Origin of the sequence: Plantactinospora sp. KLBMP9567 (assembly GCF_033446045.1) — a bacterium.
Classification (GTDB): domain Bacteria; phylum Actinomycetota; class Actinomycetes; order Mycobacteriales; family Micromonosporaceae; genus Plantactinospora.
Genome location: NZ_JAWQRR010000013.1, coordinates 28,531 through 53,983, shown reverse-complemented (window position 1 = coordinate 53,983; position 25,453 = coordinate 28,531). Strand labels below are relative to the sequence as shown.

At 68.8% G+C, this 25,453-nt stretch carries 19 protein-coding genes; 7 read left to right on the top strand and 12 right to left on the bottom strand.

Going from position 1 to position 25,453, the window contains the following annotated elements; translation table 11 throughout:
• Positions 1–198: 198 nt before the first annotated feature.
• Positions 199–576, bottom strand: coding sequence for a hypothetical protein (locus tag R6Y94_RS10400; RefSeq protein WP_318395594.1), 378 nt, complete (start codon positions 574–576; stop codon positions 199–201).
• A 407-nt stretch (positions 577–983) separates the two neighbouring features.
• Positions 984–2,174, bottom strand: a complete 1,191-nt coding sequence (locus tag R6Y94_RS10395; protein WP_318395593.1) for a phospholipase — start codon at positions 2,172–2,174, stop codon at positions 984–986.
• A 147-nt stretch (positions 2,175–2,321) separates the two neighbouring features.
• On the opposite strand from R6Y94_RS10395, the gene R6Y94_RS10390 reads away from it, so the two are divergent.
• The gene (locus tag R6Y94_RS10390; RefSeq protein WP_318395592.1) at positions 2,322–2,957 is read left to right on the top strand and encodes a GrpB family protein; all 636 of its coding nucleotides are present in this window, start codon (positions 2,322–2,324) and stop codon (positions 2,955–2,957) included.
• 77 nt (positions 2,958–3,034) lie between these two features.
• Here R6Y94_RS10390 and R6Y94_RS10385 read toward each other — a convergent pair whose 3' ends face one another.
• From R6Y94_RS10385 to R6Y94_RS10365, 5 genes are all read right to left on the bottom strand, one after another.
• A complete protein-coding gene (locus R6Y94_RS10385; protein ID WP_318395591.1) occupies positions 3,035–4,168 on the bottom strand; it encodes an Ig-like domain-containing protein in 1,134 nt (377 codons plus the stop codon).
• A gap of 310 nt (positions 4,169–4,478) precedes the next feature.
• Entirely contained in the window at positions 4,479–5,345 is an 867-nt protein-coding gene (locus R6Y94_RS10380) for a carbohydrate ABC transporter permease (RefSeq protein WP_318395590.1), read from the bottom strand.
• On the bottom strand, positions 5,345–6,370 hold the full coding sequence (locus tag R6Y94_RS10375) for a sugar ABC transporter permease (protein WP_318395589.1): 1,026 nt from the start codon (positions 6,368–6,370) through the stop codon (positions 5,345–5,347). The genes R6Y94_RS10380 and R6Y94_RS10375 overlap by 1 nt, the downstream gene beginning before the upstream one ends.
• Before the next feature lie 10 nt (positions 6,371–6,380).
• Positions 6,381–7,679: an extracellular solute-binding protein gene (locus tag R6Y94_RS10370; RefSeq protein WP_318395588.1), complete on the bottom strand. Its 1,299-nt coding sequence runs from the start codon at positions 7,677–7,679 to the stop codon at positions 6,381–6,383.
• Between the two features lie 615 nt (positions 7,680–8,294).
• Positions 8,295–8,519, bottom strand: coding sequence for a hypothetical protein (locus R6Y94_RS10365; protein WP_318395587.1), 225 nt, complete (start codon positions 8,517–8,519; stop codon positions 8,295–8,297).
• 179 nt (positions 8,520–8,698) lie between these two features.
• Here R6Y94_RS10365 and R6Y94_RS10360 point away from each other — a divergent pair, with 179 nt between their 5' ends.
• Positions 8,699–8,956, top strand: coding sequence for a hypothetical protein (locus R6Y94_RS10360; protein ID WP_318395586.1), 258 nt, complete (start codon positions 8,699–8,701; stop codon positions 8,954–8,956).
• Here R6Y94_RS10360 and R6Y94_RS45100 read toward each other — a convergent pair.
• The 5 genes from R6Y94_RS45100 to R6Y94_RS10345 all read right to left on the bottom strand — a co-directional run bounded on the left by R6Y94_RS45100 (position 8,904) and on the right by R6Y94_RS10345 (position 12,163).
• Entirely contained in the window at positions 8,904–9,044 is a 141-nt protein-coding gene (locus R6Y94_RS45100; protein WP_412102735.1) for a ribbon-helix-helix protein, CopG family, read from the bottom strand. The two genes, R6Y94_RS10360 and R6Y94_RS45100, sit on opposite strands and share 53 nt — an antisense overlap.
• 140 nt (positions 9,045–9,184) lie before the next feature.
• Entirely contained in the window at positions 9,185–9,475 is a 291-nt protein-coding gene (locus R6Y94_RS10355) for a hypothetical protein (RefSeq protein WP_318395585.1), read from the bottom strand.
• A 158-nt stretch (positions 9,476–9,633) separates the two neighbouring features.
• A complete protein-coding gene (locus R6Y94_RS45095; RefSeq protein WP_412102731.1) occupies positions 9,634–9,837 on the bottom strand; it encodes a Scr1 family TA system antitoxin-like transcriptional regulator in 204 nt (67 codons plus the stop codon).
• Positions 9,838–10,256: 419 nt separating this feature from the next.
• The gene (locus R6Y94_RS10350; RefSeq protein WP_318395584.1) at positions 10,257–11,675 is read right to left on the bottom strand and encodes an amidohydrolase family protein; all 1,419 of its coding nucleotides are present in this window, start codon (positions 11,673–11,675) and stop codon (positions 10,257–10,259) included.
• Positions 11,676–11,785: 110 nt separating this feature from the next.
• A complete protein-coding gene (locus tag R6Y94_RS10345; protein ID WP_318395583.1) occupies positions 11,786–12,163 on the bottom strand; it encodes a hypothetical protein in 378 nt (125 codons plus the stop codon).
• Between the two features lie 530 nt (positions 12,164–12,693).
• Here R6Y94_RS10345 and R6Y94_RS10340 point away from each other — a divergent pair.
• The 5 genes from R6Y94_RS10340 to R6Y94_RS10320 all read left to right on the top strand — a co-directional run bounded on the left by R6Y94_RS10340 (position 12,694) and on the right by R6Y94_RS10320 (position 25,151).
• Entirely contained in the window at positions 12,694–15,843 is a 3,150-nt protein-coding gene (locus R6Y94_RS10340) for a glycosyl hydrolase family 95 catalytic domain-containing protein (RefSeq protein ID WP_318395582.1), read from the top strand.
• A 145-nt stretch (positions 15,844–15,988) separates the two neighbouring features.
• Positions 15,989–18,862 (top strand): ricin-type beta-trefoil lectin domain protein, encoded by a 2,874-nt coding sequence (locus R6Y94_RS10335; RefSeq protein WP_318395581.1) that lies wholly within the window; start codon positions 15,989–15,991, stop codon positions 18,860–18,862.
• Positions 18,863–18,906: 44 nt separating this feature from the next.
• Entirely contained in the window at positions 18,907–20,637 is a 1,731-nt protein-coding gene (locus R6Y94_RS10330; protein WP_318395580.1) for a ThuA domain-containing protein, read from the top strand.
• Between the two features lie 87 nt (positions 20,638–20,724).
• Positions 20,725–23,559: a PQQ-dependent sugar dehydrogenase gene (locus R6Y94_RS10325; RefSeq protein ID WP_318395579.1), complete on the top strand. Its 2,835-nt coding sequence runs from the start codon at positions 20,725–20,727 to the stop codon at positions 23,557–23,559.
• 77 nt (positions 23,560–23,636) lie between these two features.
• Complete coding sequence (locus tag R6Y94_RS10320; RefSeq protein ID WP_318395578.1) at positions 23,637–25,151, top strand: hypothetical protein; 1,515 nt, start codon at positions 23,637–23,639, stop codon at positions 25,149–25,151.
• The last annotated feature ends 302 nt before the right edge of the window (positions 25,152–25,453 follow it).

The following is a 25,453-nucleotide window of genomic DNA, read 5'->3' as shown; positions in this document are numbered from 1 at the left end:
AAGCCTTGACGGCGCTCGGCCCGCGGGCGCGCCGGGAGGTGCAGCGCATACTCGGTCCGTTGGACGAGGTATTCCAACGTCGCACCCATCATGACCCGATGGCAGCGACCGGGATGCCGTGGTGGCGTAGGCGTACCTGATGTAGGAGCGAGGTACCGGCCGTCATACGCTACGGGATGGTTACGGCAAAGCAGCTGATCAGCCATTCGGTCTCGCGAGCCTGAAGAGCCGGCCCAACTCATCATCCAATTGTTCCACGATTGGATGTCCGTCCTGGCCCGGCAGTGGAAGCTGGAACAAGAATGACGTCCCGATCACGGTTCTCACGGCGTCGTCGCCGGACCGCAAGCACTCGTTGAGAAAATTGAGCACCCCCCGCCAGTCGAGTTGGTCACCACCCGCGCCACCGCCAGGGTTGGCGACGTACGCAGCGACCACTTTGCGCGTCACCTCCACCCCGAAAAAGACGTGCGCAAGGAACTCTTCCGGATCATGATAGTAGAAGTCGAGGTTCTCCCCCAGACTAGGAAAGTTCTCGACGAGATCGAGGGCGAAGCATTCCTCAGCCCGTGTCATTTGCCACCACCACCTCCGTCACCTGCCGTTCCCAGGTCCGTCGTCGCGATCGGAGCCGGCGCACCCCCAGCCTGACGTCTGCCATCCGCGCCTACGAACTTCCGCGCGTCCACTTTCTCGGCCGTCCTCATGATCAGCTCTGGTTACTGGGCGGAGCGTAGTCCCGGACCGGCAGCAGCCGTACGAGGGATGTGCCAGTGTCTTGTCGACGGTGCGAGAGCATGCGGTGCACGGCGAGCCTGGTCGCAGGCGCACCGTGCACCGTGCCGTATCGCTGACGGGGGTTACGGGTACCGCCGGGTCCGCCGGGCGGGGACCGATCTGGTACGCCTGCCGCCGTTTCCGGCAGGTGGCGGCCGAGGTCCGTTAGGAGTGGTCGCCGGCTGGTGGCCGCGCGTTCCTTGTGCTCAGCGGGTCTCGGCGAGCGGGGCCTTGCCGGCCGTACCCTCCGGCATCAGCTCCTCGGCGGCCTTGAGCTGCTCGGCGGTGACGTTCGGGCGGCCGAAAATCCGGACCGCCTCGTAGTAGACCGTCGCCAGGCCGTAGCAGGGCGGCCGCAGCGCGTCGGAGTAGGTCGCGCAAACCCGCTGCATGTCGCCGTAGAAGGCGAGGTCGAGGCGGTCCTTGTTCTCCGCGAACCGCTGGGCCGCCTTGTAGTTGCGGTAACCGAAGTCGTGGCGGATGCAGGAGAGTTCGAAGGCGAACCCGAGCGGGTTGTCCGGAGCCCCGGTACAGCCGTCGTTGGACCAGTCGAACATGTACGCGGCCAAGAGTGCCTGGTTCTGCCGGGCCGCGTCCCACGCGGCATAGCTGTCGGAACCGGTCTGCGTCAGGCTCGCCAGCACCGCCAGCCGGTTCGGGGCAAGCCCGGTGCCGAAGACTCCGGACCCGACCGCCACGGAAATGGTGGGAGTGCCAAGGCCGGCGCACGCGCTCAGGTAGCGCTGCCCGGCCGGCAGTGCGAAGCAGCCGGCCCAGGTTGATCCGTCCAGCGTTTGCAACGCCAGATTGAACCCGATCTCCATCTGGCTACCACCGTCGTAGACCCGGCCGTCGATCAGCACCGCCCCGAGGCTGTAGCCGTAGTAGTCATTGCCGAAGCTGAACGCACCAGCGGCCGCGACCACCTGCCCGTCGTACGGGGAACCGGTCGTCCGCTCGATCAGGTACGCCTGGCCGGCGCCCGCGAGGTAGAAGTTGCAGACGATTTCCGCCAGGTAGTCGATCCGCACGTCGAGACCGACCCGGGTCACGTATCCACTGATGTACGGCGTGCAGCCCGGGGCCTCTGCCCGGGTGCCGTCGACTCTGCGGGTGGCTGCACCCGCGTCCTTCGTACCCAGCTTCATCGCGGTGCCGTCCAGCTTGCGCAGCGCCTGCTGGCTGCCGGCGGGTCGCTTGGCGGCGTCGGGCGTCGAGTTGGAGACGCCGGCCGGAGCTGAGGCCGCCAGTTTGGGAAGGTTCGGTGCGCCGGGATCCGCTGGCGCCCCGGCCTGCGCCGGTAGGGTGTTCGCCAGCGCCCCGACCAGCGCCAGCGTCAACGCCAGTGTCCACGCCGATCTCCGGCTGATGATCCGTGCAGTGCCTGTCCGTTTCACGGTTGCCTCCATCGCTGGTGTCGGTTTCCGACAAGCTCCCAGCGCGGCCTGAACGGAGATTGGACGCCGACTGGAGGTGGTTCGGTGGTGGTAGGTCCGAGCGATCAGTGCGGACAGCGACGGGTGTCCTCGTCATACCCTGGACGGGTGGCGGCAGGCACCGGCTCCGAGGGACCACCGCGACGACGGGATCCCATCAAAATCGTTCCGTACGATGCGCGGTGGCCGGCCGCCTTCGCTCACGAGCAGACCCGGATCGAAGCCGCGCTCGGAAAACGTCTCGTCGGCCCCGTCGAACACATCGGCAGCACGTCGATCCCCGGCCTGGCCGCCAAGCCGATCATCGACATGCTCGCCCTGGTCGAGGACTATGACCAGAGCGCCCGCGTCGTGGCGGAGCTGGGCGCCATCGGCTGGGTCCACGCTCCCGAGCCTGGCGACCGGGAGCAGCGCAAGTGGTCGTTCTGCTTTCCCGACATCGCGTGGCGCACCCACCACCTGCACATCTGGGAGAACGGGTCCCGGCGCTGGCGACACCTGCTGCTCTTTCGCGACCACCTCCGCCGGCACCCGGACCTCGCCACCGAGTACGCCCGGATCAAGACCGATCTCGCGGCGGCGGACGAGCATGACCGGCCGAGATACAGATCTGGCAAGGCACCATTCATCCAGGACATCCTTCGACAACTGGACGTACCCACTGAACCCTTTTCAACCTCTCCCTGCGGTCCGTCGGACCGCAGGGTCGGACGCGGTGCGTGCACGCCGCGCGGTTCAGGTTGAAAAGGTTCACTGATCCGCGTTTGCCGTAGGACGCACTCCAATTCGGCAGCACTCGGCGCGCCGTAACCCGTCCGCGCTCACATGCCTCGCCAGCGGATGTGGACCGCAGTGGCCGCCGTCACGCCGTTGGTCTCGGTAACCTGGTACGCGAAGCGGTCGGTCTGCCGCTGGCCGGGATTCGGCGTGTACCGCACCTTCCGGTCGGTGGTGATCATCACCCGGCCGTGCCGGGGGTACTCCCTGATCGTGATCGGGGCGGTGCTGGTGATCCAGTCGTTGGCCGTGACGTTCACGACGACCGGCTGGGATTTCGACAGGTACACCTGGTCGCCGGTGAGTTTCGGGGCCCGGACGAAGGTGCCGTCGGCCGCGCCGAGGTGGTAGTCGACCCGGCCGTTGTCGTGCTCGGTCCGGACGTCGTAGAAGCGGTCGTTGTTGGCCCGTACCTTGCTGATGGACCATCTCACGTACCACTCGTCCTCGGTCATCCAGCGTTCGAGGTGCTGGATCCGGCCGTCGCCGTGCAGCACCAGCACCCCGGTGCCGGCGTCGGAGGAGGACCCGCAATGGTTCGGGAACGACCAGGTGATCACCGCCTCGCTGGTGCCGTTGCCGTCGAGGTCGTCGACGATCGACGAGACGTCGCCCGCCCATCTGAACTCGTCGGGTCGGAATCCTCCGGTGCCGTCACTGATCAGGCGGGCGAACCCCGCGCACTCGATGCCTTCGACGTAGACGTCCTCCTTACCGTCACCGTTGAAGTCCGCAGTCCCGACGAACCAGTGGAAGCCGCCGCCAATCTGCCGGTCGTACGCCAACCGAAAGTTCTGGTCGAGCACCAGCACGTCCTGGTATCCACTGGCGTTGTTGTTGTCGCTGAAGGCGAGCAGCAGTTCCGGGCGGCCGTCCCCGCGCAGGTCGGCGACGGTACCCATGTCCGGGCAGATGTGCGGTCGGATGGCATTTGTTTCGATGTAGCGGTGGCCGACCGGGGGCAGGTAGCCGCCGCCCGGCCTGCCGTAAGCGACCGAGACGAAGCATCCGCGGTTGCCGGCAGCACCGGTGTAGACGGTGAGCCGATCGCGATGGCCGTCGTCGTTGACGTCACCGTAGAACGGCTCGCCGGGCCTGGCTGCCACTGCCGGCGGCGCGGTCGTCACCGTGGTGGCCAGCGTCAGCACCACCGCCATGACCAGTCGTCTTCCGCACATGAGATCCCCCTCTGGCGCCGTCTTGGCTGGCGGCAGCTACCTGTACCGGCAGGCTAGGCGAGGTATGTGCGGGTGATGAGGGATCAACCGTTGATCCGACATGTCCGCTAGCACCACAACGCGGCTTATGCGCCAGCGGGCCTGCACGCCGGTCCAGTAGACGACACCGCGACGGGTCAACTACGTACGGCAACTAGCCTCGCTTCCGGCACGCCTGCGGCCGGTACGGTGAGCGCCGGGCCCGACGCCGAGGGAAGACCATGCGCTCTCCGCGCCGAGACGTGCGGCGGTCGGACAGCCCTGGGCGGGGTCAACCTTTCACGGCGCCGGTCAGCCCTCCGACGATCCGACGCTGGAACAGGCTGAAGAACAACAACGCCGGGAGCATCGACAGGGAGGTGAATGCCAGGACCTTGGCCGTGTCGACCGAGTACTGCGACGCGAACGCCTGCACTCCGAGGGGCAGCGTGAAGGTCTCCTCCCGGTTGAGGATGAAGAGCGGCAGCAGGTAGCTGTTCCAGCTAGCGATGAAGGTCAGGATGGCCACGGTGATGACGCCGGGTCTGGAGAGCGGCAGCACCATGCGCCAGAAGAAGCCCAGTCGGCTGCATCCGTCGATCGACGCCGCCTCCTGGATCTCGTCCGGGATGGCCCGCACGAACGGGACCAGGATGATGATCGTCATCGGGATGGCGAACCCGATCTGCGGGAGGATCACCCCGGGCAGCGTGTTCATCAGTCCGAGGGTCCTGACCAGGATGTAGAGCGGGGTGATCGCCACGGTGAGCGGGAACATCAGGCCGGCGGCGAAGAGTGAATACATCGCTCCCCGGCCCCGGAACCGGTAGCGGGCCAGGATGAAGCTCGTCATGAGGCCGAGGGTGACGACGCCCGCTGTGGTGAATCCGGCGACGATGGTGGAGTTGAGCACCTGTTGCCAGAACACCCCGCCGGTCAGGACGTCGAGGTAGTTGCCGGCCTGCCAGGGGCTCGGCCACCCCGCCGGGTCGGTGGTGATCTGCGCGTTCGTGCGGAAGCCGCCGAGGACGATGTAGACGACCGGAGCCAGCATCGCCCCGATGAGCAGGAGCGCGACGAAGTACACCGCCGGGCTTCCCCAGGCCGTCTTCCGGCCGCCCCGGGTCGGCCTGCGCGCGGCTACGGCAGTCGCGGCCATCAGCTCTTCCCTCCGGTGATCGCGCCCTCGGTGTCACGGCGCAGGACGAACCGTTGGTAGGACAGCGCGGCGACGAGCGAGAGGAAGAACAGGACCACGGCCACGGCGTTGCCGTAGCCGTACTCGCCCGCGTTGCGGCCGTTGGCCACCATGTACGTGGCCATCGTCGACGTCCCGGCCGTCGAGGCGACATACTGGCCCCAGATGATGTAGACCAGGTCGAACAGTTGCAGGGCACCGATCATCGACAGGAAGGCCCAGATCCGGATCGTCGGCCCGAGCAGCGGCAGCGTGATACGGCGCTGGATCTGCCAGTAGGACGCCCCGTCGATCGCCGCGGCCTCCAGCAGCTCGTCCGGGATGCCCTGCAACCCGGCGAGGAAGAGGATCACGGCGAAGCCGATGTACTTCCAGGTGAGGATGCCCATCAGGGTCCAGATCGCCTTCTCGGGGTCGGCTAGCCACTCGCTCTGCAACCACCCCAGTCCGACATCCTGGAGGACGGCGTTGACGGCGCCGCTGCCCTGGAGCATCAGGCTCCAGCCGGTGCCGACGACCACCTCGGAGATCACGTAGGGGACGAAGACGAGTACCCGGATGAGCGTCTGGCCCCGCATCCGCCGGTTCAGCAGCAGGGCGAGCAGGACGGCGGCCGGCCCCTGGAACACCAGCGACAGCACGACGATCGCGGCATTGTGCTGCAACGCGTCGATGAACGTGCCGTCCTGGAAGACGAGCACGTAGTTGCGCAGGCCGACGAACTCCGTGGGCGGGCCGTACCCCTGCCAGCTGAAGAAGCCGTAGTAGGCGGCCATGGCCACGGGGAAGATGACGAAGGAGAGGAAGACGAGCAGCGTCGGCCCCGTCATCAGCGCGATCTCCAGCCGGGCGGGCCACCCGATGCCCTTCCGGGCACGGCGCCCGGTCGGGGGCGGCACGACAGGCGCGCCACCCCCGACCGCCGTCACACCCGCCGACCGGTCCTGCGCGAGCTGTACGCTCTCGCGGTCTGTGTCGAACTTCATGTACGGATCTCTAGGCCCTCTTGGCGGCGGTCTTGACCGCCTTGACGATGTCCTCGGGGCTGCCCTTACCGGCCAGCAGGTTCACCACGGCGGTGTTGAGGGCGTTGCCGACCTTCTGCCCGTAGACCGTGTCGAGCCACTGCGAGACGAACGGGGCCTTGTTGTAGGCCGCGAGCACGGACTTCAGATGCGGCTCGGTCACCACGCCCTGCGCCTCGCCGTTCACCGGCGGCGCCTGGAATGCCTTGTAGTAGGCCTCCTGCACGGGCGTCTGCACCAGGAAGTTGAGGAAGGCGGTGCACTCCGCCTTGGGGGCCTGCGCGGAGCAGGAGTAGCCGTCGACGCCACCGAGGATGGCGCCGGGCTCACCCGCGCCGCCATCGATGCTGGGGAACGGGAACCAGTCCAGGTCGGGCAGCGGCTTCTCGTCCGGCGTCAACGAGGCGATGACACCCGGGTTCCAGGCGCCCATGAGTTCCATCGCCGCCTTGTGGTTGGCGATAAGACCGGCAGAGCTGCCCGCGCCCTGCTGGGCCGATGTCGTCAGGAAGCCGTTGTTGAACGGCTGGGTCGCGGCGAAGCTCTGGACGTCCTGACCGGCCTTCAGCCAGCAGGAGTCGTCGAAGGCCATGCTCTTGGCGGTCTCGGTGACCGTGCTGGTGCTGCACTCGCGCAGCGCGAAGAAGTAGTAGTAGAAGGCGGCCGGCCAGGCGTCCTTGCCCCCGAGGGCGATCGGCTGGGTGCCCGCGGCCTTCAGCTTGTCGATGGCGGTCCGCAGCTCGGCGAGCGTGGTCGGCGGCTGGGTGATGCCGGCCTTGCCGAAAAGGTCCTTGCTGTAGAAGAAGCCGCCGGGCAGCACCGCCACCGGCATCGCGTAGACCTTGCCGTCGATCGTCTGTGCCTTGAACGAGCCTTCCGAGACCACCTTCTTGGTGGCGTCACTGATCCCGCCGGTGATGTCCAGCAACTGGCCGGCCTTGACCATCGCGGCCATCTTGCCGCCGCCGCGCTGCATGAACACGTCAGGGGCGTCCCCGGAGTTCAGCGCGGTCTGGAGCTTGCCGTCCAGGTCCTCGTTCTGGATGGACTGGATCTCGATCTTCACGTTTGGGTTGGCGGCCTCGAAGTCGGCGACGGTCTTCTCCCAGAAGGCCTTACCAGGACCCGTCGTGGCGTTGTGCCAGAAGCTCATCGTGACCTTGCCGCCGCTACCGCCGCCGCCGTCCGAATCCCCAGCCCCACAGGCGGCCGTTGTCAGGACGCCCGTCACCAGGACCATCGACACGGTGAGTAGATTCGCTGCCCTCATCAACCTGTCCTCTCTGCCGAGTGCCCAGATGAAACGCGCTCACCGGGCGAGCCTGAATGCCCCGTTCCGGTGCCCACCGTGGACGCGCGGGCTGCTGTCCCCTCCTGTCGACCAGCGCTGGCCAGGGGGCTGATCCGCAGCACTCAAGTTCAGCACTATGTCCGTCGGGCGTCACAACAGCTGTCTATCGACGGGCAAAGACTCGCAGACCGAACAGAAAAATACAAGGTTCGTTTCGGAAACTTCCAGGGCTCGCGGGCGCCGCGCCTCGCGGCACCGCCGCAGTGCGGGACTGCCGGCACCGACGCCTCCTGCGGGAGCATGGAGAGGGTACGACGGACCCGGCGCCGTGCGCTCCGCGACCACAGTGCTCACTCCCGAACCGTCTATCGGGTTCACCCGTGGCCGGCCTGTCGATACGTTACCTCCGATTACATCAGCCCTGGTATCGGAGAAGTTCCGGAAGGATTGGTCGGCTACGCCGCCATGCCGGTCCGGTGCGACGGCACCGGCACCACCGATGTCAGTCGCATCGCGAACCCGGCGTCCGGAGACAGGCCCGGACGGGGAGCAGCCGCACGAGGAGCGCGCCGGATCCACTCGGCCGGATTACCTTCAGTAAAGGGTGGCGGGTGCCCTGCTCGGGATCCCGAGGTCCGCGAGGACCCCGAAATGGTCGCTGGCCCACACGTCGTCCACGGGCTGGGCGAAGACCTGCCGGCAGTCGAGGACGTCCAGGGTCGGCCCGTGGTGGACGCAGCGGACGAAGAGGTAGTCGATCCGCCGGCCACGCTCCTGCGGCCAGGTGCCCTCGGCAACCACCCGGTTCGCCGGCGTCATCGTGTGGCCGGGCTCCGCCGGCGGCCCCCGGGGTGCTCGGGACGACGGGTAGTCGACCTTCCACGGAGGTGCGCTACGCGATTCGGTGCGACGCAGTCGAACTTCCGCCGCGCCACTCGGCTCGGCTTGTGTTGCCGTCGATCGACCACGGCCGGTTCCGAGCCTGGACCATCGCGGCGATGCACCCGCCGTTCGTGACCGACGCCCCGATGTCCAGGGAGGAGGGCCGCCGGCTCCTGCGGCAGTACGTCATCGACCTGGTGGCGCGCAAGCGTGCGCAGTCCCGTACCGGTGGACAGGACGACCTACTGACCGCACTGCTCGCGGCGGGCGACGACGGCGACGGCGACGGCGACCAGCTCACCGAAGCGGAACTGGTCGCCCTCACCCAGCATCGGAGTGTCGGGCAAGAAACTCGTCGATCGCCTGGCGGATGAGGCCGGAACGACCGCCCTTGTCGTTACCCGCGAGCGCGTCCAGCCGTCGCACGGTCGCGGAGGAGAGCCGGACTCCGGTCACGATCATCGGTATGCTGTCCGGACTCGGGGCCGGCCCCAGGTCAGGTCCCCTGGCCGCATCGCGTAGCAGGTCCGAGATGTCTCCGCCCCGGTCGAAATACGCCACCAGCTCTTCGCGGCTCATCGTCCGCGGGTCCCGGTTCGCGGTCATCGGGCGCCCTCCATCCACTGCTTGACCTCCTCGGGCGTGGCGGGCCGTACCGCCAGGATCGCGTAGCTGCTGACCTTCCCGACCCGCTCGCAGAGCACGGCGATCACCCGGGCGGTGTCGGCCAGGCCGGCTACGGCCAGCAGCAACGTCCCGATGTGGCTCTCGATCCGCTGCGGCGAGTAGAGCGCCTCGATCGACTCCTGCCCGGAGACGCCGTGCCGGGCCGCGCTGGCCTTGCCGGCCTCCGTCCAGCCGTACTCCCGCTCCATCACCACGCCAGCGCGCAACGCGTAAACGCCGGCGTCAGGTTACAGGTCGCCACGCCCGGCGGCACGGCCGCGCGCCAACTGCGAGCTCGATCTGATGCCTCTCTGATCGTCCGCCTCCGGTCGACCTGACGACAGCGAGCGGCTCGCATTGGGTCCGTTCACCAGCGACCGCCTCGCTAGAAAGGCCCCCTCTCCGGCGTCCTGTACCACGGCTCGAACTCAAGTGCAGTTAACGGTCGTTGCTTGTGGATCCTTATCACACCTACAAACTGGTCGCGCATGACCTCCGCGTCTCCGACCCGGCGGTGCAGCACCCCTTCGTCAATGACCGCGACCAACTGGCAAGGATCGGGCCGGCGGCACAGGATCTCTTGGGTCACTGGAATCAGGCACTTGTCCGCCTCCGTGACCTTCTCAACCGGGTGGGTACCTACGGGGGCGACGCCTAGGTCGGAGCCTGGCGCCGCCCCCGTCCAATTCCGCCGACGGGAGACAGCGATTATGAAACGCTGGCAGAAAATGAAGCCCTATCACCGCAGGGACTGGCGCCGCCCTGGTGGCTGAGCATCCCTGGATCTACGGAATCACGCCCGGCGTTACCAAGACCGTGGCCTGCGGTCGCGGACGTTGCCGGTAAGCGGGCAGAGTGTAGTAGCTGACCACTGAACCCTTTTCAACCTGGACCGCGCGGCGCTTACGGACCGCGTCCGGCCTTGCGGTCCGTCGGACCGCAAGGGAACCTTGAAAAAGGTTCACTAACCCGCGATACGCATGGGAGTGATCAGAGTAGTGGCAGTGATCAGCTTGATCGGCCCATGCAGGGACAGCCCACCGTGGCGCGGGCATCGGCGGGGACTTCCCTCGCCGCGGCCTCGACCCCGGCGAGCATGCGCTCTCGCTCCTTGGCGGAGATGAATCGGCCCCGCACCACCACCGCCTGGATCCGCTGGGTGTTGCGGATGTCGTCGAGCGGGTCGGCGTCCAGCAGCACCAGGTTGGCTAGGTTGCCGCGGCGGATCGTCCCCTCGTGGTCCTGCCGGCCGAGGAACCGGGCAGGCTCGAGGGTCGCCGCTTGGAGCGCCTGCATGGGGGTGAGCCCCGCCTGCACGAGCAGCGCCAGCTCATCGTGCAAGGCGAACCCGGGGAAGCACCCCGGCGTGGCGCTGTCGGTGCCCGCCAGCATCGGCACCCCGGCCCGGCGCATCTCGTCAACCAGCCGGAGCTGGCGGTCGAAAAGCTCCCGGTGCTGGGCAACTTCGGTCGGACCGCGGCCGGCCGCGAACAACTCGTCCAGCGCCCACCACCATTCCCCGGCCGTAACGGCCGGCAGATATTTCAGCCGCTCGTCGGTTCGCGACACCTCGTCGGGCATGGCGATTGCCCGCATCGCGATGAGGGTCGGGACCTGCCTGGACTGGTTGGCAACGAATCCGGCGAAGACCGCCGCCGCCTTGCCGGGATGGTAGCTGTGCGCGGCCAGCCAGTTCACCGGATGCACCTGGTTGAACCAGCTGTTGTAGTCACCAGGCTCGATCCGGATCTCGGCGATCGCCCGGCGTATCTCCGCTTCCCGGCTGGAGGTCGAGTACCAGGTCCCCCACATGTGCTCGAGGCTGCGCTGCCCGGCCTGACTGGCCTCGGTGATCGGCACGTTGTCGGGGCAGTGTCCGGCGAACGGAATTTGTTGGCGTCGGGCCTCGTCAGCGACGGCGAAGTAGGCCTCGGGGGACAGTCGTGAGTAGACTTTGACGAAGTCCGCACCGTCCAGCACGACCCGGCGAACCGCCGCTCGCGCCTCCGGTTCGTTGGTCACCTCGATGTACGAGACCGCGTTCAGGCCCGCCCAAAGACCCGGAGCGCCGTCGATCAAAGGGCTCGCGATGATCGAGCGTGGGCCCAGCAGGCTGCCGGCCTCGACCCGATCCCGCCATCGGTGGAGATGGTCGGCTCCCGACATCTCGCGCACCGTGGTGATCCCGTTCGCGATGTACAGCGGCGGGATGATCGCCTCATGTACGTCACTGTGGACGTGCATGTCACACAGACCCGGGATCAGGAACCTTCCCGTGCCGTCGACGACCGTCGCACCACGCGGGACGCGGATATCGTGCCGCCCACCCAGCCCGATGATCCTATCCCCTTCGACGACCACGGTTTGGTCTGGCATTGGCTGCCCACCGGTGGTGTCGATCACCGTGACCCCGACGAACGCGATCACGCTTCGCCTCGCCGCACTCGCGGGCGCCGATTGAGTCAGTCCTATCACTGCGCCAGCGCCCGCGGCCAACCCGGCCCTGAAGACATTCCGACGAGAGATGCTGTGCAGCACTAACTCCTCCTCTGGGTAAATGCCATCACCGTCACTGGTTCCAGGACACCCGCCGGCGAGAGCACCGGCTCACCGGCCTCCGCCACCTCCGCAAGCGGCGCGAGCCGCGCCGCCGCGCCCTGGATCGCGGCGGTTCCCTCGGGCCCGCCGGGGGTCACGAGCACGCTTTCGACCCCCGGCCGCTCGAGGCCGGCCGCCTTCGGGGGCTCCTCGGCCCAGGCGGACTCACCCACCCCGTACTCGCTGAACTCTGCCTGTGTGGCTTGGGTCATGCCGCCCAGCACCACGGTGGTGGCGACGAAGGCGAGCCACACATTGGTCGCCCACCATGGATGTCGGATGCTCCATCGAGCGATCCGGTCGTCCGACTTGGTCATGCCAGTCACCCTCGTCGGGATCGAGGGCGAAGTCAGTGGACCTAGCACCCGGAACGGAGGTCGGGTCTACCCCACTGCGCGCCCGCGCGCCCGGCGGCGGGAATGGCGGCATAAACCTGCGATACCGCTTCAGGCTGCTCGATTGGGCGTTCATGCTGAGCCTGCCTGCCGGCATCCCGCTGATCGTGGGCATCCCACTGTTCGTGCTGGCGGTGCTGCTGACCCGCCGCCTCGCCGACCCGCGCCCCGACCGGATATACCTCCGATGTATTTGCCCGATCTCAGCCTGCAACCTACCGCCAGTAGGTCCAAAAAGATCACGGCAAGGGATTGACGGATGCAAGACATCCAATGTTAACTGCAAGTCACAGACATGGGTCGATGGTTACCCGCAGGTCAGGCGACCTCGGGCGGCTTCACCGGCCCGGTCCGTCTCGACGTCGCTCCCCGTTTTCGGCGGATGGGGAGCTGCACCGGCCTCCGGGGCGCGAGACGCCACCCACCGGACGATCTAGAAAGGGATCGTGTCGATGAAGGTGAGTACGCCGATCAGTGTCATGCTCGCCGCCCTGCTCACCGGTGGCCTCGTCGCCACCGGCCCGGCTGCCCCGGCCGCTGCGGCGCCCACGGACGCCGCGTTCAATTCGAGCACCGGCACCCTGAACGTCAACTATGCCAACTACCTGTCGAAGCACGACATCGTCTACAACAGGCCGAACACCAACCCGCTGCACGGGCTCACCGTCGGCAACGGGAAGACCGGGGCGATGGTGTGGAACCAGAACGGCTTGTCGATGCAGGTCTCCGGAGTCGACCTGGCCCAGCAGTCGACCTACGCGGCCGGCAACGTCAATCTGTTCAGCAACCCGCAGATGGACACCGGCTACACCACGTTCCAGCAGCGGCTGTCGCTCTACGACGGAACACTGACCACGAAGTACGACAACAATCGCGCCGTCACCATCATGGGCTCGCCCAACTCCGAGGTGATGGGGATCCACGTCGAGGACAGCCGGCCGGGCGTCACCAGTGTCGGGCTCGACCTGAGTCTCTGGGACCTGAACAGCGTCCAGAACATCGCGGACGTGCCGAACCTGACCACCTGGCGCACCGCGAGCACCTTCACCGACTCGACCGGGGTGGGGATCAGCCGGGGCCAGGCCGATCCGAACAACTTCGGCTACACCCTGGCGGCCACCGTCGAAGGCGCGAGCTACACCTCGCAGACGGTCAACGGCACCCGGGTACGCCTGAACATCACCCCGACCAGCAACTACACCGTCTGGTTCACCGCCGCCTCCCGGATCAACTCCCCCGGGCAGAACTCGGTGCAGCAGGCCCGCAACCAGCTCGCGGCGGTGAAGGCGACCGGCTACGCCACCACGCTGAACAACTACCGCAACTGGTGGCACAACTTCTGGGCGAAGTCGTTCGTGCAGTATTCCAGCGCGGGCGGGGACGCCGACTACCTGGAGAACGTCTACTACCTGGCCACCTACATGATCGCGGCGGGCGGCTTCGGCAACTATCCGCTGCACTTCATCAACGGAGTCTTCCGGGCGACCCAGGACAACTCCAAGTGGAGCAACGGCTACTGGTACTGGAACCAGCGCGATGTCTACAACTCGTTCTACGCGAGCAACCACGTCGACCTGATGGCCGGGTTCAACCGGCTCTACAGCCGCAACCTGGCCGCGCTGAAGTCCTACACCACCACTCGGTACGGCAGTGACGGGCTCTGGGTGCCGGAGACGATGGGCTGGGACGGCAACGCCCGGGGCACCATCAACAGCGACTACGTCAACGACCTCTACTCCACCGGCACCGAGGCCGCCTACAACATGTACCTGCAGTACCGGTACACCAACGACGAGGCGTACCTGCGGAACACCGCGTACCCGTACATGCGGGAGGCGGTGAAGTTCTACGAGGACATCCTGAGCCGGGACTCCTCCGGGCGTTACTACATCGCGAACTCCAACGCCCACGAGACCTACTGGGACGTCCGGAACGCGATCACCGACCTGGCGGCGGTACGGCTGCTCTTCCCGCTGACGATTCAGGTCAGCCAGCAGCTCGGGCTGGACTCCGGGCTGCGGGCCAACTGGCAGAACATCGTCAACAACCTGGCGCCGTACCAGATCTCGAACGGGGCGTACCTGCCGCACGATCCGCCGTCGTCGCCGACCCGCAACGGCGAGAACGTGGCGCTGGAACTCGTCTGGCCCTACGACCTGACCGGCATCGGCTACCCGGACCACCAGACCGCGGTGAACACCTGGAACGTCCGGCCGCACCCGTACGGCAACGTCTGGGCCAACGACCACGTGCACGCCGCCAGGCTCGGGCTCGGCAACCAGGCGTTCCAGGGCATGAAGACGATGCTCCAGAAGTACCAGAACTACCCGAACGGGATGACCAACAACACCAACGGGGTCTTCGAGTACCTCGGCATCCACCTGGCGGCGATGAACGAGTCGCTGATGCAGTCGTACAACGACAAGATCCGGGTCTTCCCGGCGGTGCCGACCGACGCAAGCTTCGTCGGCAAGTTCACCCTGCTGGCCAAGGACGGCTTCCTGGTCAGCTCCGAGCGGGAGGCCGGCGAGATCAAGTACGTCGGGCTGCGCAGCCTGCACGGCAAGCAGGCCCGGGTGGTGAACCCGTGGGGCGGCCAGGAGGTACGCGTCCGGCGTACCTCGGACAACGCCGTCCTGACGACCAGCTCGGCCGGCGAGATCACCTTTGCCACGACGGCGAACGCGGTCTACCTGGTGGAGCGGACCGGCAAGCCGCTGTCGAACTACTCGGCCGCCACGCTGACCGGCAGCGCCAACCAGGGCGCGAAGTCGCTCTCCGGCACCGCCTCCACGCTCGGCCTCGGCGGTGGCCCCGGCAATCCGGGCGGCGGCGACCTGGTGAACAACACGCTGCTGAGCTACGACGCCAACTGGCACCTCACCACCGCACGCGGGTACGGCGACTACAACGACGACACCCACCACAGCACCACGGTCGGGGCGACCGCCTCCTACACCTTCACCGGGACCGGCGTCGAATACCTCTCCGAACGCTTCAGCGACATGGGCAACGTCGACGTCTATCTCGACGATGTGCTCCAGGCCAACGTCAACCTGAACGCCTCCGGCGCCCGCCAGGCCCAGCAGGTCGTCTGGCGCAGGACCGGGCTGACCAACGGCCAGCACACCATCCGGATCGTCAACAAGACCACCTCGGTCGGCATGATCGACGCGCTCCGGATCCTCACCGGCGGTACCCAGCCGACCGGCGCGGTCGCGCTGCGCGCCCAGGCCAACGGCCAGTACGTCAGCGCCAGCAGCGCCGGCGCCGGCAACCTGATCGCCAACGCCGCCGCCGTCGGGTCGTGGGAGCAGTTCGACCAGGTCGACCTCGGCGGCGGCAACATCGGACTGCGGGCCCGGGTGAACAACCAGTTCGTCTGCGCGGAGAACGCCGGGGCCAACCCGCTGATCGCGAACCGGCCCTCGGCCGGGGGGTGGGAGACGTTCGCCCTGGTCCGCAACTCGGACGGCTCGGTCAGCCTACGGGCGACGGTGAACAACAAGTACGTCGTCGCCGAGGACGGCGGCGCGGCGGCACTGATCGCCAACCGGGACGCGATCGGCCCCTGGGAGAAGTTCGACCTGGTCCCCGCCTGACGCGCCACGTCCGGCGGGTTCCACCCATCCCGCCCCGGGGTCGACCGGGCCCTGTCGGGTCCCGACCCCCGGGCCCGTACGCCCCCGTCCCGCCGGGGCAGAACCGCCCCGCCCACCACCACCCAGAAACCGCCGGAGCGCGCCAATGAACCGAAGAACCCCTCCGCGTCGTACCGTCGCCGCCGTCGTGCTGGCCACCGTCGCGGCGCTGCTGCCGCCGCTGGTCGCGGTCGGCGTCGCCGCCCCACCGGCAGCAGCCGCGCCCCCACCGACAAGCCAGTTCGAAAAGGTCAAACTCGACGGCGGGCTCGGAATGGGCGAGCCGATCGAGCTGTCCGTGCTGCCCGACGGCAAGGTGCTCTACATCAACCGGGGCTCCAGCTCCGGCGGCGGGCAGGTCCGGCTCTACAACCCGGCCAGCGGCTCGACCACTGTCGCGCTGACGTTGCCGCTCGACGCCCGGTTCGAGGACGGGCTGATCGGCATCACCCTGCACCCGCGGTTCGCCACCAACCACTGGGTGTACCTGTTCTATTCGCCGGTCGCCACCCCGCTGGTCAACCGGATCTCCCGGTTCACCTTCAACCCGAGCACGCTGCAACTGGGCGGTGAGACGAAGCTGATCGAGTGGCCCACCGAGCGGCGGCTCTGCTGCCACTCGGCCGGCTCGATGACCTGGGACAGCGACGAGAACCTCTACTTCGCGGTCGGCGACAACACCAACTCCGGCGGCGACTCCGCCGGGATGGCGCCGATCGACGAGCGCGCCGGCCGCGACCCGCAGTACGACGCCCAGCGCACCTCGGGCAACACCAACGACCTGCGCGGGAAGATCAACCGGATCCATCCGGAGGACAACGGCAGCTACACCATCCCGGCCGGGAACCTCTTCGCGCCGGGTACCGCGCAGGCCCGTCCCGAGGTCTACATCATGGGGGTACGCAACCCGTACCGGATCTGGGTCGACAAGAAGAACGCCAACACCCTCTACTGGGGCGAGGTCGGGCCGGACGCGGGTGCCACGATCGCCAACCGGGGGCCGGCGGCGTACGACGAGTACAACCGGGCGACCGCGCCGGGCAACCACGGCTGGCCGTACTGCGGCGGGCCGAACGTCGCGTACAACGACTGGAACTTCGCCACCGGATCGCCGCGCGGCTGGTTCCCCTGCGGCGGCAGCACCGGCCCGGTCAACGACTCGCCGAACAACACCGGCCAGCGGCAGTTGCCGCCGACCCGGGGCGCGCTGGTCTGGGAGCAGCACGGCGGCAGCAAGGAGTGGCCGGCGCTGGACAACCCGGGCGGCTGCGGCTCGCCGAACCACGCCGAGGTCTACCACCACGACCCGAACCTCGACTCCGAGGTGAAGTGGCCGGCGTACTACGACAACAAGCTGATCATCACGGAGTACTGCCGCAACTGGATCAAGGAGGTCCAGTTCGACAACGGCAACCCGCGTACCGGCAACCCGACCGTCATCGAGCCGGTCCTCGCCGGCATGCAGTTCGTGCACCCGATCGACATGGAGTTCGGCCCGGACGGCTCGCTCTACCTGCTGGAGTACGGCAACGGCTACTTCTCCGGTGACGTCGCCGCCGGCCTCTACAAAATCAACTACGTTGCCGGGGGCCGCTCCCCCACCGCCGTCGCCTCGGTCAACCGGGACAACGGGCTCGCCCCGCTCCAGGTCAGCTTCTCCAGCGCCGGCAGCACCGACCCGGACGGCGACCCGCTGACGTACGCCTGGGACTTCGACAGCAACGGCACCGTCGACTCGACCGCGGCGAACCCGACATACACCTACACCGGCAACGGGGACAAGCGCGCCCGGCTGACCGTCCACGACGGCACCGGCCGCTCCGGCACCACCCAGGTCGCGGTGGTGGTCGGCAACAACCGGCCGACCGTCACCCTCGGCGGCGTCCCCAACGGCGGCCTCTTCTCCTGGGACGAGAACCTCACCTCCACCGGTACGGCGACCGACCCGCAGGACGGCACCGTGCCCTGCGCCAGCGTGGTGATCCGGGCCGCGCTCGGGCACCAGGAACACGCCCACGAGGAAGGGGAGGGCACCGGCTGCGGCTTCACCGTCAACACCGGCCCGGTGCACTCCGGCCCGGACGCGGTGCTCTTCTTCGTGCTGCGGGCCAGCTACACCGACCGGGGCGCCACCGGTTCGGTGCCGCTGGCCGGGCAGCACGAGGTCACACTCTGGCCCAAGCAGTGGCAAGCCGAGCACTACGTCTCGGTGCACGGCCCGCAGGTGATCAACGCCTCCGGCGCCGAGGGCGGCCGGCGGCTCGGCGACATCCAGACCGGCGAGTACGTACGGCACCACGCGGTGAGCCTGAAGGGGATCACCGGGGTACGGGCCCGGGTCTCGTCGGACAAGGCCGGCAACGTCGTCTCGTTCCGGTACGACTCGCCGACCGGCCCGGAGGTCGCCCGGGTCACCGTGCCGAACACCGGCGGCTGGGACACCTACACCGAGGTCACCGCCCCGGTCACCAAGCCGGACGACGGCACCCACGACCTCTACGTCGTCTTCACCGGCGGCAGCGGCGGAGCCCTGCTCGACCTGGACAGCTACACCTTCACCGGCGCCGGGGTGAGCACCCCGACCGGTGGCGGTGGGCCGCGTACCGGGCCGATCCGGGGCATGAACAAGTGCGTCGACGTCAACGCGGGTGGTACCGCCGACGGGACCCGGGTGCAGATGTGGGACTGCACCGCGGGCTCGGCCAACCAGCAGTGGACGCTGCCCGGCGACGGCACCGTACGGGCCCTCGGCAAGTGCCTGGACGTGGCGGCCAGCGGCACCACCAACGGCACCCTGGTGCAGCTCTGGACCTGCAACGGCACCGGGGCGCAGCAGTGGGTGGCCGGCGCCAACGGCAGCCTGCGCAACCCGCAGGCCAACCGCTGCCTGGACATCCCCGCCTCCAACCCGGGCAACGGCCGGCAGTTGCAGATCTACGACTGCAACAGCACCGCCGCACAGAACTGGACCCTGCCCTGACCGCGACCGGACCGCCAGGCCCCAACCCCTCGCAAGGAGTTCGCATGCGCAGACGTCTTCGCACTCTGGCAGCCGCCGCCGTGGCTGCCGGGCTCGCCCTGGCCGGCGCGGTCACGGTGGTGACACCGGCACCGGCCGGGGCCGCCCCGCTGACCAGGGTGCTGGTCTTCTCCAAGACCGCCGGTTTCCGGCATTCCTCGATCGCACCCGGGATCGCCGCGATCCGGCAGCTCGGCACCGCCAACGGCTTCACCGTGACCGCCACCGAGGACGCGGCGGCGTTCCGCACCGGCAACCTCGGCCAGTACCAGGCGGTGGTCTTCCTGAACACCACCGGCGACGTACTCAACGCCGGCCAGCAGAGCGCCTTCGAGTCGTACATCGCGGCCGGTGGCGGGTACGTCGGGGTGCACGCCGCCGCCGACACCGAGTACGACTGGCCCTGGTACGGCGGGCTGGCCGGGGCGTACTTCGCCTCGCATCCGGCGACCCAGCACGCCACCATCCGGGTCGAGGACCGGGGCAACGTCTCCACCTCGCACCTGGGCCCGACCTGGACCCGCACCGACGAGTGGTACAACTACCGGACCAATCCCCGGTCCCGGGTGAAGGTGCTGGCCAGTCTGGACGAGTCGTCGTACAGCGGCGGTTCGATGGGTGGCGACCACCCGATCACCTGGTGCCAGAACTACGGCGGCGGGCGTGCCTGGTACACCGGGCTCGGGCACACCGACGAGTCGTACTCGGATCCGTTCTTCACCGAAATGCTGCTCGGCGGGATCCGGGTGGCCGCCGGGGCCGCCCCGGCCGACTGCCGCCCCGAGGCCGGCTACACCGCGCTCTTCGACGGCACCCAGGAGTCCTTCGGGCAGTGGCGGCAGGCCGGGCCGGGCGGCTTCACCCTGGCCGACGGCACGCTGACCTCGTTCGGCGGGATGGGGCTGCTCTGGTATCCGGTCCGTACCTTCGGCAACTACTCGCTCAAGGTCGACTGGATGATGCCGGGCGACGACAACGGCGGGGTCTTCATCGGCTTCCCCGACCCGCAGGGTGACCCGTGGCGGCCGGTCGACGCCGGTCACGAGATCCAGATCGACGCCACCGACGGCGACCCGTCCCGGACCACCGGCAGCGTCTACAGCTTCTCCGCGCCGAACGCCGCGATCCGGGACGCCGCGCTGAACCCGCCCGGCTCGTGGAACACCTACGAGATCGGCGTGCACGGCCAGCGGGTCGAGGTCTGGCTCAACGGCGTCAAGGTGAACGACTACGTCAGCAGCCGGGACATCGCCAACGGCTACATCGGACTCCAGAACGACGGCGCCGGGCTGGACATCAGCTACCGGAACGTGCGGATCAGGACCGACGGGCCGTCCCAGCCGCCCGTCACCGACCTGGCCCGGGGTAAGTCGGTCACCGCCACCAGCGTCGAGCCGAACAGCCCGCACGTCGCGGCGAACGCGGTCGACGGCAACTCCGGTACCCGGTGGGGCAGCGCGTACAGCGACCCGCAGTCGATCACCGTCGACCTCGGCGCGTCGTACCCGCTGAACCGGGTCCGACTGAACTGGGAGACGGCGTACGGCCGGGCGTACCAGATCCAGGTCTCGCCGAACAACGCGACCTGGACCCAGGTCTACGCCACGACCACCGGCGACGGCGGCGTCGACGACATGCCGATCTCGGCGAACGGCCGCTACCTGCGGATCACCGGTACCCAGCGGGCCACCCAGTGGGGCTACTCGCTCTGGGACCTCAACGTCTACGGCGGCTGACCCCGCCGGCACTCCCCACCCCCACCGCGCGCCGCGCCCCGCAACCCGGGGCGGCGGCCGCACACCCCGCCAAGAAGGAAGGTTCCCGTGTCACCGCACCCCAGCAGACGACGACCGTGGTCGTCCGCGATCGCGACGGTCGGCACCGCCGCCGCGATCCTCGCCGCGCTGCCCTCGACGGCGGCCCAGGCCGATCCGGTCCCCGCCGCCGACTACCAGCAGGTCACCCTCGCCACCGGCTCGGCCGAGATCGGCGAGGCGATGTCCCTGGCCGTGCTGCCGAACCGGTCGGTGGTGCACACCGCCCGCAACGGCACGGTCCGGGTCACCGACGCGGCCGGCAACACCAAGGTCGCCGGCAACATCCCGGTCTACACCCACGACGAGGAGGGGTTGCAGGGCGTCGCCGCCGATCCGAACTTCGCCAGCAACCGCTACGTCTACCTCTACTACTCGCCGCCGCTGAACACCCCGGCCGGGGACGCCCCGACCACCGGCACCGCCGCCGACTTCGAGCGCTGGAAGGGACACCTGCGGCTGTCCCGGTTCACCATGAACGCCGACGACACCCTGAACATGGGCAGCGAGCGGGTGGTCCTCCAGGTGCCGAACGACCGGGGCCAGTGCTGCCACGTCGGCGGCGACATCGACTTCGACGCGGCCGGCAACCTCTATCTGTCGACCGGCGACGACACCAACCCGTTCGAATCCAACTCGTACACCCCGATCGACGAGCGGACCGACCGGAACCCGCAGTTCGACGCGCAGCGCTCCTCCGGCAACACCAACGACCTGCGCGGCAAGGTGCTGCGGATCAAGCCGCAGCCGGACGGCACGTACACGATCCCGGCCGGCAACATGTTCGCGCCGGGTACCGCCGGCACCCGGCCGGAGATCTACGCGATGGGCTTCCGGAACCCGTTCCGGATGAGCGTCGACAAGGCGACCGGGATCGTCTACCTCGGCGACTACGGCCCGGACGCGGGCGTCGGCGACCCGAACCGGGGACCGGGCGGGCAGGTCGAGTTCAACCGGGTCACCGGGCCGGGCAACTACGGCTGGCCGTACTGCACCGGCACGAACACCGCGGCGGAGACGTACAACGAGTACACCTTCCCGTCCGGGCCGTCCCAGGCGAAGTACAACTGTGCCGGCGGGCCGACCAACAACTCGTTCCGGAACACCGGCCTGAGCACCCTGCCGCCCGCCAGGCCGAGCTGGATCAGGTACGGCGACGCCGGCTCGCCGCCGGAGTTCGGCGGTGGCTCCGAGTCGCCGATGGGCGGCCCGGTCTACCGGTACGACCCCAACCTCAACTCCAGCGTCAAGTTCCCGGCCTCGCTCAACGGCCGCTTCTTCGCCGGTGAGTACGGCCGGCGCTGGATCAAGGCGATCGCGGTGAACGCCGACGGCTCACCCGGGGAGATCTCGGACTTCCCCTGGCGCGGTACCCAGGTGATGGACCAGGCGTTCGGGCCGGACGGCGCGCTCTACGTGCTCGACTACGGCACCGGCTCCAACAACCAGGCGCTGTACCGGATCGAGTACATCGGCGGCGGCAACCGCAGCCCGATCGCGGTCGCCGCCGCCGACCGCAGCTCCGGGCCGAGCCCGCTGACCGTGAACTTCTCCTCGGCCGGCAGTTCCGACCCGGAGGGCGGGGCGCTGAGCTACCTGTGGACGTTCGGCGACGGCACCACGTCGACGGCGGCGAACCCGACGAAGACGTACACCGCGAACGGGACGTACACCCCGACGCTGCGGGTCACCGACCCGGCCGGGCTGACCGGCACCGCCAGCCTGGTGGTCACGGTCGGCAACTCGGCGCCGACGGTGAACCTGACCGTTCCCGGCAACGGCACGCTGTTCAGCTTCGGCGACACGGTGCCGTTCCAGGTGACCGTCACCGATCCGGAGGACGGCACCGTCGACTGTTCCCGGGTCCGGGTGGCGTACGGCCTCGGGCACGACAGCCACACCCACGAGATCACCTCGAAGACCGGCTGCTCCGGCACGATCAACGTACCGGTGGACGGTGAACACGACGCCGCCGCCAACATCTACGGCGTCTTCGACGCCAGCTACACCGACAACGGCGGCCTCACCTCGCACAGCATCCGGACGCTGCAACCGCGGCACCGCCAGGGTGAGCACTTCGGCGCCCAGTCCGGCGGGGTGCAGACCGCCGAGCACGCCACCGCCGAGGGCGGCCGGACCGCCGGCTTCATCGACAACAACGACTGGATCTCGTACCAGCCCTACCAGCTCGGCAACGCCACCCGGTTCACCGCGCGGGTCTCCTCCGGCGGTCCCGGCGGCACCATCGAGGTCCGGGCCGGCTCGGCCACCGGCACCCTGCTGGGCAGCGTCGCCGTGTCGAACACCGGTAGCTGGGACACCTTCACCAACGTCTCGACCAACCTCGCCAACCAGCCGTCCGGGACGACCACGCTCTTCCTGGTCTTCTCCGGCGGCGCCGGCAACCTCTTCGACGTGGACTCGTTCACCTTCGCCACCGGCAGCACCGGCGGCGGGCCCGCGACCGGGCTGCGGGCGACGGCCAACAACCAGTACGTCAGCGCCGTCGGCAGCAGCCCGCTGATCGCCGACAAGGCGAGCCTCGGGGCCACCGAGCAGTTCGACCTGGTCGACCTGGGCGGCGGCAACGTCGCGCTGCGGTCCCGGAACACCGGGATGTACGTCTGCGCCGAGAACTCCGGGGCGAACCCGCTGGTCGCCAACCGGGCCTCGGCTGGCGGGTGGGAGACGTTCGCACTGGTCCGCAACTCGGACGGCACGGTCAGCCTGCGGGCCACGGTGAACAACATGTACGTCGCCGCCGAGAACGCCGGCACCGAGCCGCTGATCGCCAACCGGACGGCGATCGGCCCCTGGGAGAAGTTCACCCTCGTCAACGGCTGAGTACCGCCGGGCCGGCGGTGCGGTCGGAAGTCACCGACCACCGCCCCGGCCCGGCGCGACAACGGAGGTAACCCCTTATGCACCTGAGAAAACACTGGCTACGGAGTACCGCCGCCATCCTGCTGCTGGCGACCGGGCTCGCCGCGCCGGCCGCACCGGCGGTCGCCGCCGCACCGCCGGGCAGCGCGGCGCCGGTCGCGCTGGCGGCGCCGCCGCAGACCGCCGGCAACGTGCACATCTTCTACTACTCCTGGTACGGCAACCCGGCGCACTCCGGCAGCTACCGGCACTGGCAGCAGGGCGGCCACACCCCGCCGCAGGACATCGGCGCCAACTTCTATCCCACCCTCGGGGCGTACGACTCCGGCGACCCGGCGGCGGTGCGGCAGCACATGGCCTGGATCAGCCGGGCCGGGGTCGGGGTGGTGGTGCACAGTTGGTGGGGACAGGGCTCCTTCGAGGACAACCTGACCCCGGTGGTGCTGGACGCCGCCGCCGAACACGGTCTCCAGGTCGCCTGGCACCTGGAGCCGTACGGCGGGCGGACCGCCGCGTCGACCGTCGCCGACATCAACTACATCCACAACCGGTACGGCGGCCACCCGGCCTTCCACCGGGACACCGCGCACGGCAACCGGTCGGCGTTCTACGTCTTCGAGAGCCTACGGATCACCGACTGGACGCCGCTGGAGCAGGTCAAGGGCAACAGCATCGTGCTGGCCCAGACCACCGACACCACCAAGGTCGCGCACTTCGGCGGCATGTACACCTACGACGGAATCGCCGGGGCGACCGCGCCCGGCTGGGCCGACGCCAGCGCCTTCTGCAAGGCCAACGGCCTGGTCTGGGCCCCCTCGGTGGCACCCGGCTACCTGGACGACCGGGCGGTACCCGGCAACACCACCCCGACCGTCGACCGGGCGAACGGCGCGGCCTACGACCGGCAGTGGGGCAACGCGCTGAACGCGGCGGACGGCGGCCCGCCGACCTGGGTCTCGATCACCTCGTTCAACGAGTGGCACGAGGGCTCGACGATCGAACCGGCCAGCAGCAGCCCGCCGGCCGGGCACGGCTATCTCCACTACTCAGGGGCGTACGGGCTGACCGGTGTCGCCGCCGAGACCGCGTACCTGGACCGGACCCGGCACTGGGTGCGCCAGTTCAACCCTGCGGTGGGCCCGGGAACACAGCCCGAACCGGGCCGCTCGGTGAGCCTGCGCGCCCACGCCAACGGCCGGTACGTCACCGCCGATCCGGCCGGCGCCGCCCCGCTGATCGCCGACCGCACCGCGATCGGCACGGCGGAACAGTTCGAGTTGGTGGAGCTGAGCGGCGGCAACGTCGCGCTGCGCGCCCGGGCCAACGGCCGGTACGTCGCCGCCGAGAACGCCGGGACCGCCCCGCTGACCGCCAACCGGACCGCGGTCGGCGGCTGGGAGACGTTCCAACTGGTCCGCAACGGCGACGGCAGCGTCAGCCTGCGCGCCACGGTGAACAACCGGTACGTGGTCGCCGAGAACGCCGGCGCCGCCCCGCTGATCGCGAACCGAACCGGGATCGGTCCCTGGGAGCGGTTCGACCTGGTCGGCTGAGAACCCGCCGCGACGGGGTCCGGCCACGGCCGGGCCCCGTCTCCGGATTCCGGCGCGTCCGCGTCACCCGCGCGCCGGCCGTGTCAAGGCCGACGACTACTCCTTCCGCTGTCGGATGGCGGCCGCAGGTGGCGGCCTGCACGGGTGGCGAGACGTCATCGCGTCACCGTAGCGTCACCGACAGACATCGATGTCTCGGCTACCGGCGATCGGGCGCGACACGGAGTCCCGGCACCCGCTGGCCGGGCACCCACGCCGGGAACGACAAGCATGGCAAGGACGTACCCGCGTGCCCGTCGATC

Excerpts from the sequence above, each read along its gene's own strand:
- R6Y94_RS10400 (WP_318395594.1), bottom strand. The coding sequence starts at position 576 with ATGACACGGGCTGAGGAATGCTTCGCCCTCGATCTCGTCGAGAACTTT.
- R6Y94_RS10385 (WP_318395591.1), bottom strand. The coding sequence starts at position 4,168 with ATGTGCGGAAGACGACTGGTCATGGCGGTGGTGCTGACGCTGGCCACC.
- R6Y94_RS10380 (WP_318395590.1), bottom strand. The coding sequence starts at position 5,345 with ATGGCCGCGACTGCCGTAGCCGCGCGCAGGCCGACCCGGGGCGGCCGG.
- R6Y94_RS10375 (WP_318395589.1), bottom strand. The coding sequence starts at position 6,370 with ATGAAGTTCGACACAGACCGCGAGAGCGTACAGCTCGCGCAGGACCGG.
- R6Y94_RS10370 (WP_318395588.1), bottom strand. The coding sequence starts at position 7,679 with ATGAGGGCAGCGAATCTACTCACCGTGTCGATGGTCCTGGTGACGGGC.
- R6Y94_RS10365 (WP_318395587.1), bottom strand. The coding sequence starts at position 8,519 with ATGACGCCGGCGAACCGGGTGGTTGCCGAGGGCACCTGGCCGCAGGAG.
- R6Y94_RS10360 (WP_318395586.1), top strand. The coding sequence starts at position 8,699 with ATGCACCCGCCGTTCGTGACCGACGCCCCGATGTCCAGGGAGGAGGGC.
- R6Y94_RS45100 (WP_412102735.1), bottom strand. The coding sequence starts at position 9,044 with ATGATCGTGACCGGAGTCCGGCTCTCCTCCGCGACCGTGCGACGGCTG.
- R6Y94_RS10345 (WP_318395583.1), bottom strand. The coding sequence starts at position 12,163 with ATGACCAAGTCGGACGACCGGATCGCTCGATGGAGCATCCGACATCCA.
- R6Y94_RS10340 (WP_318395582.1), top strand. The coding sequence starts at position 12,694 with ATGAAGGTGAGTACGCCGATCAGTGTCATGCTCGCCGCCCTGCTCACC.
- R6Y94_RS10335 (WP_318395581.1), top strand. The coding sequence starts at position 15,989 with ATGAACCGAAGAACCCCTCCGCGTCGTACCGTCGCCGCCGTCGTGCTG.
- R6Y94_RS10330 (WP_318395580.1), top strand. The coding sequence starts at position 18,907 with ATGCGCAGACGTCTTCGCACTCTGGCAGCCGCCGCCGTGGCTGCCGGG.
- R6Y94_RS10320 (WP_318395578.1), top strand. The coding sequence starts at position 23,637 with ATGCACCTGAGAAAACACTGGCTACGGAGTACCGCCGCCATCCTGCTG.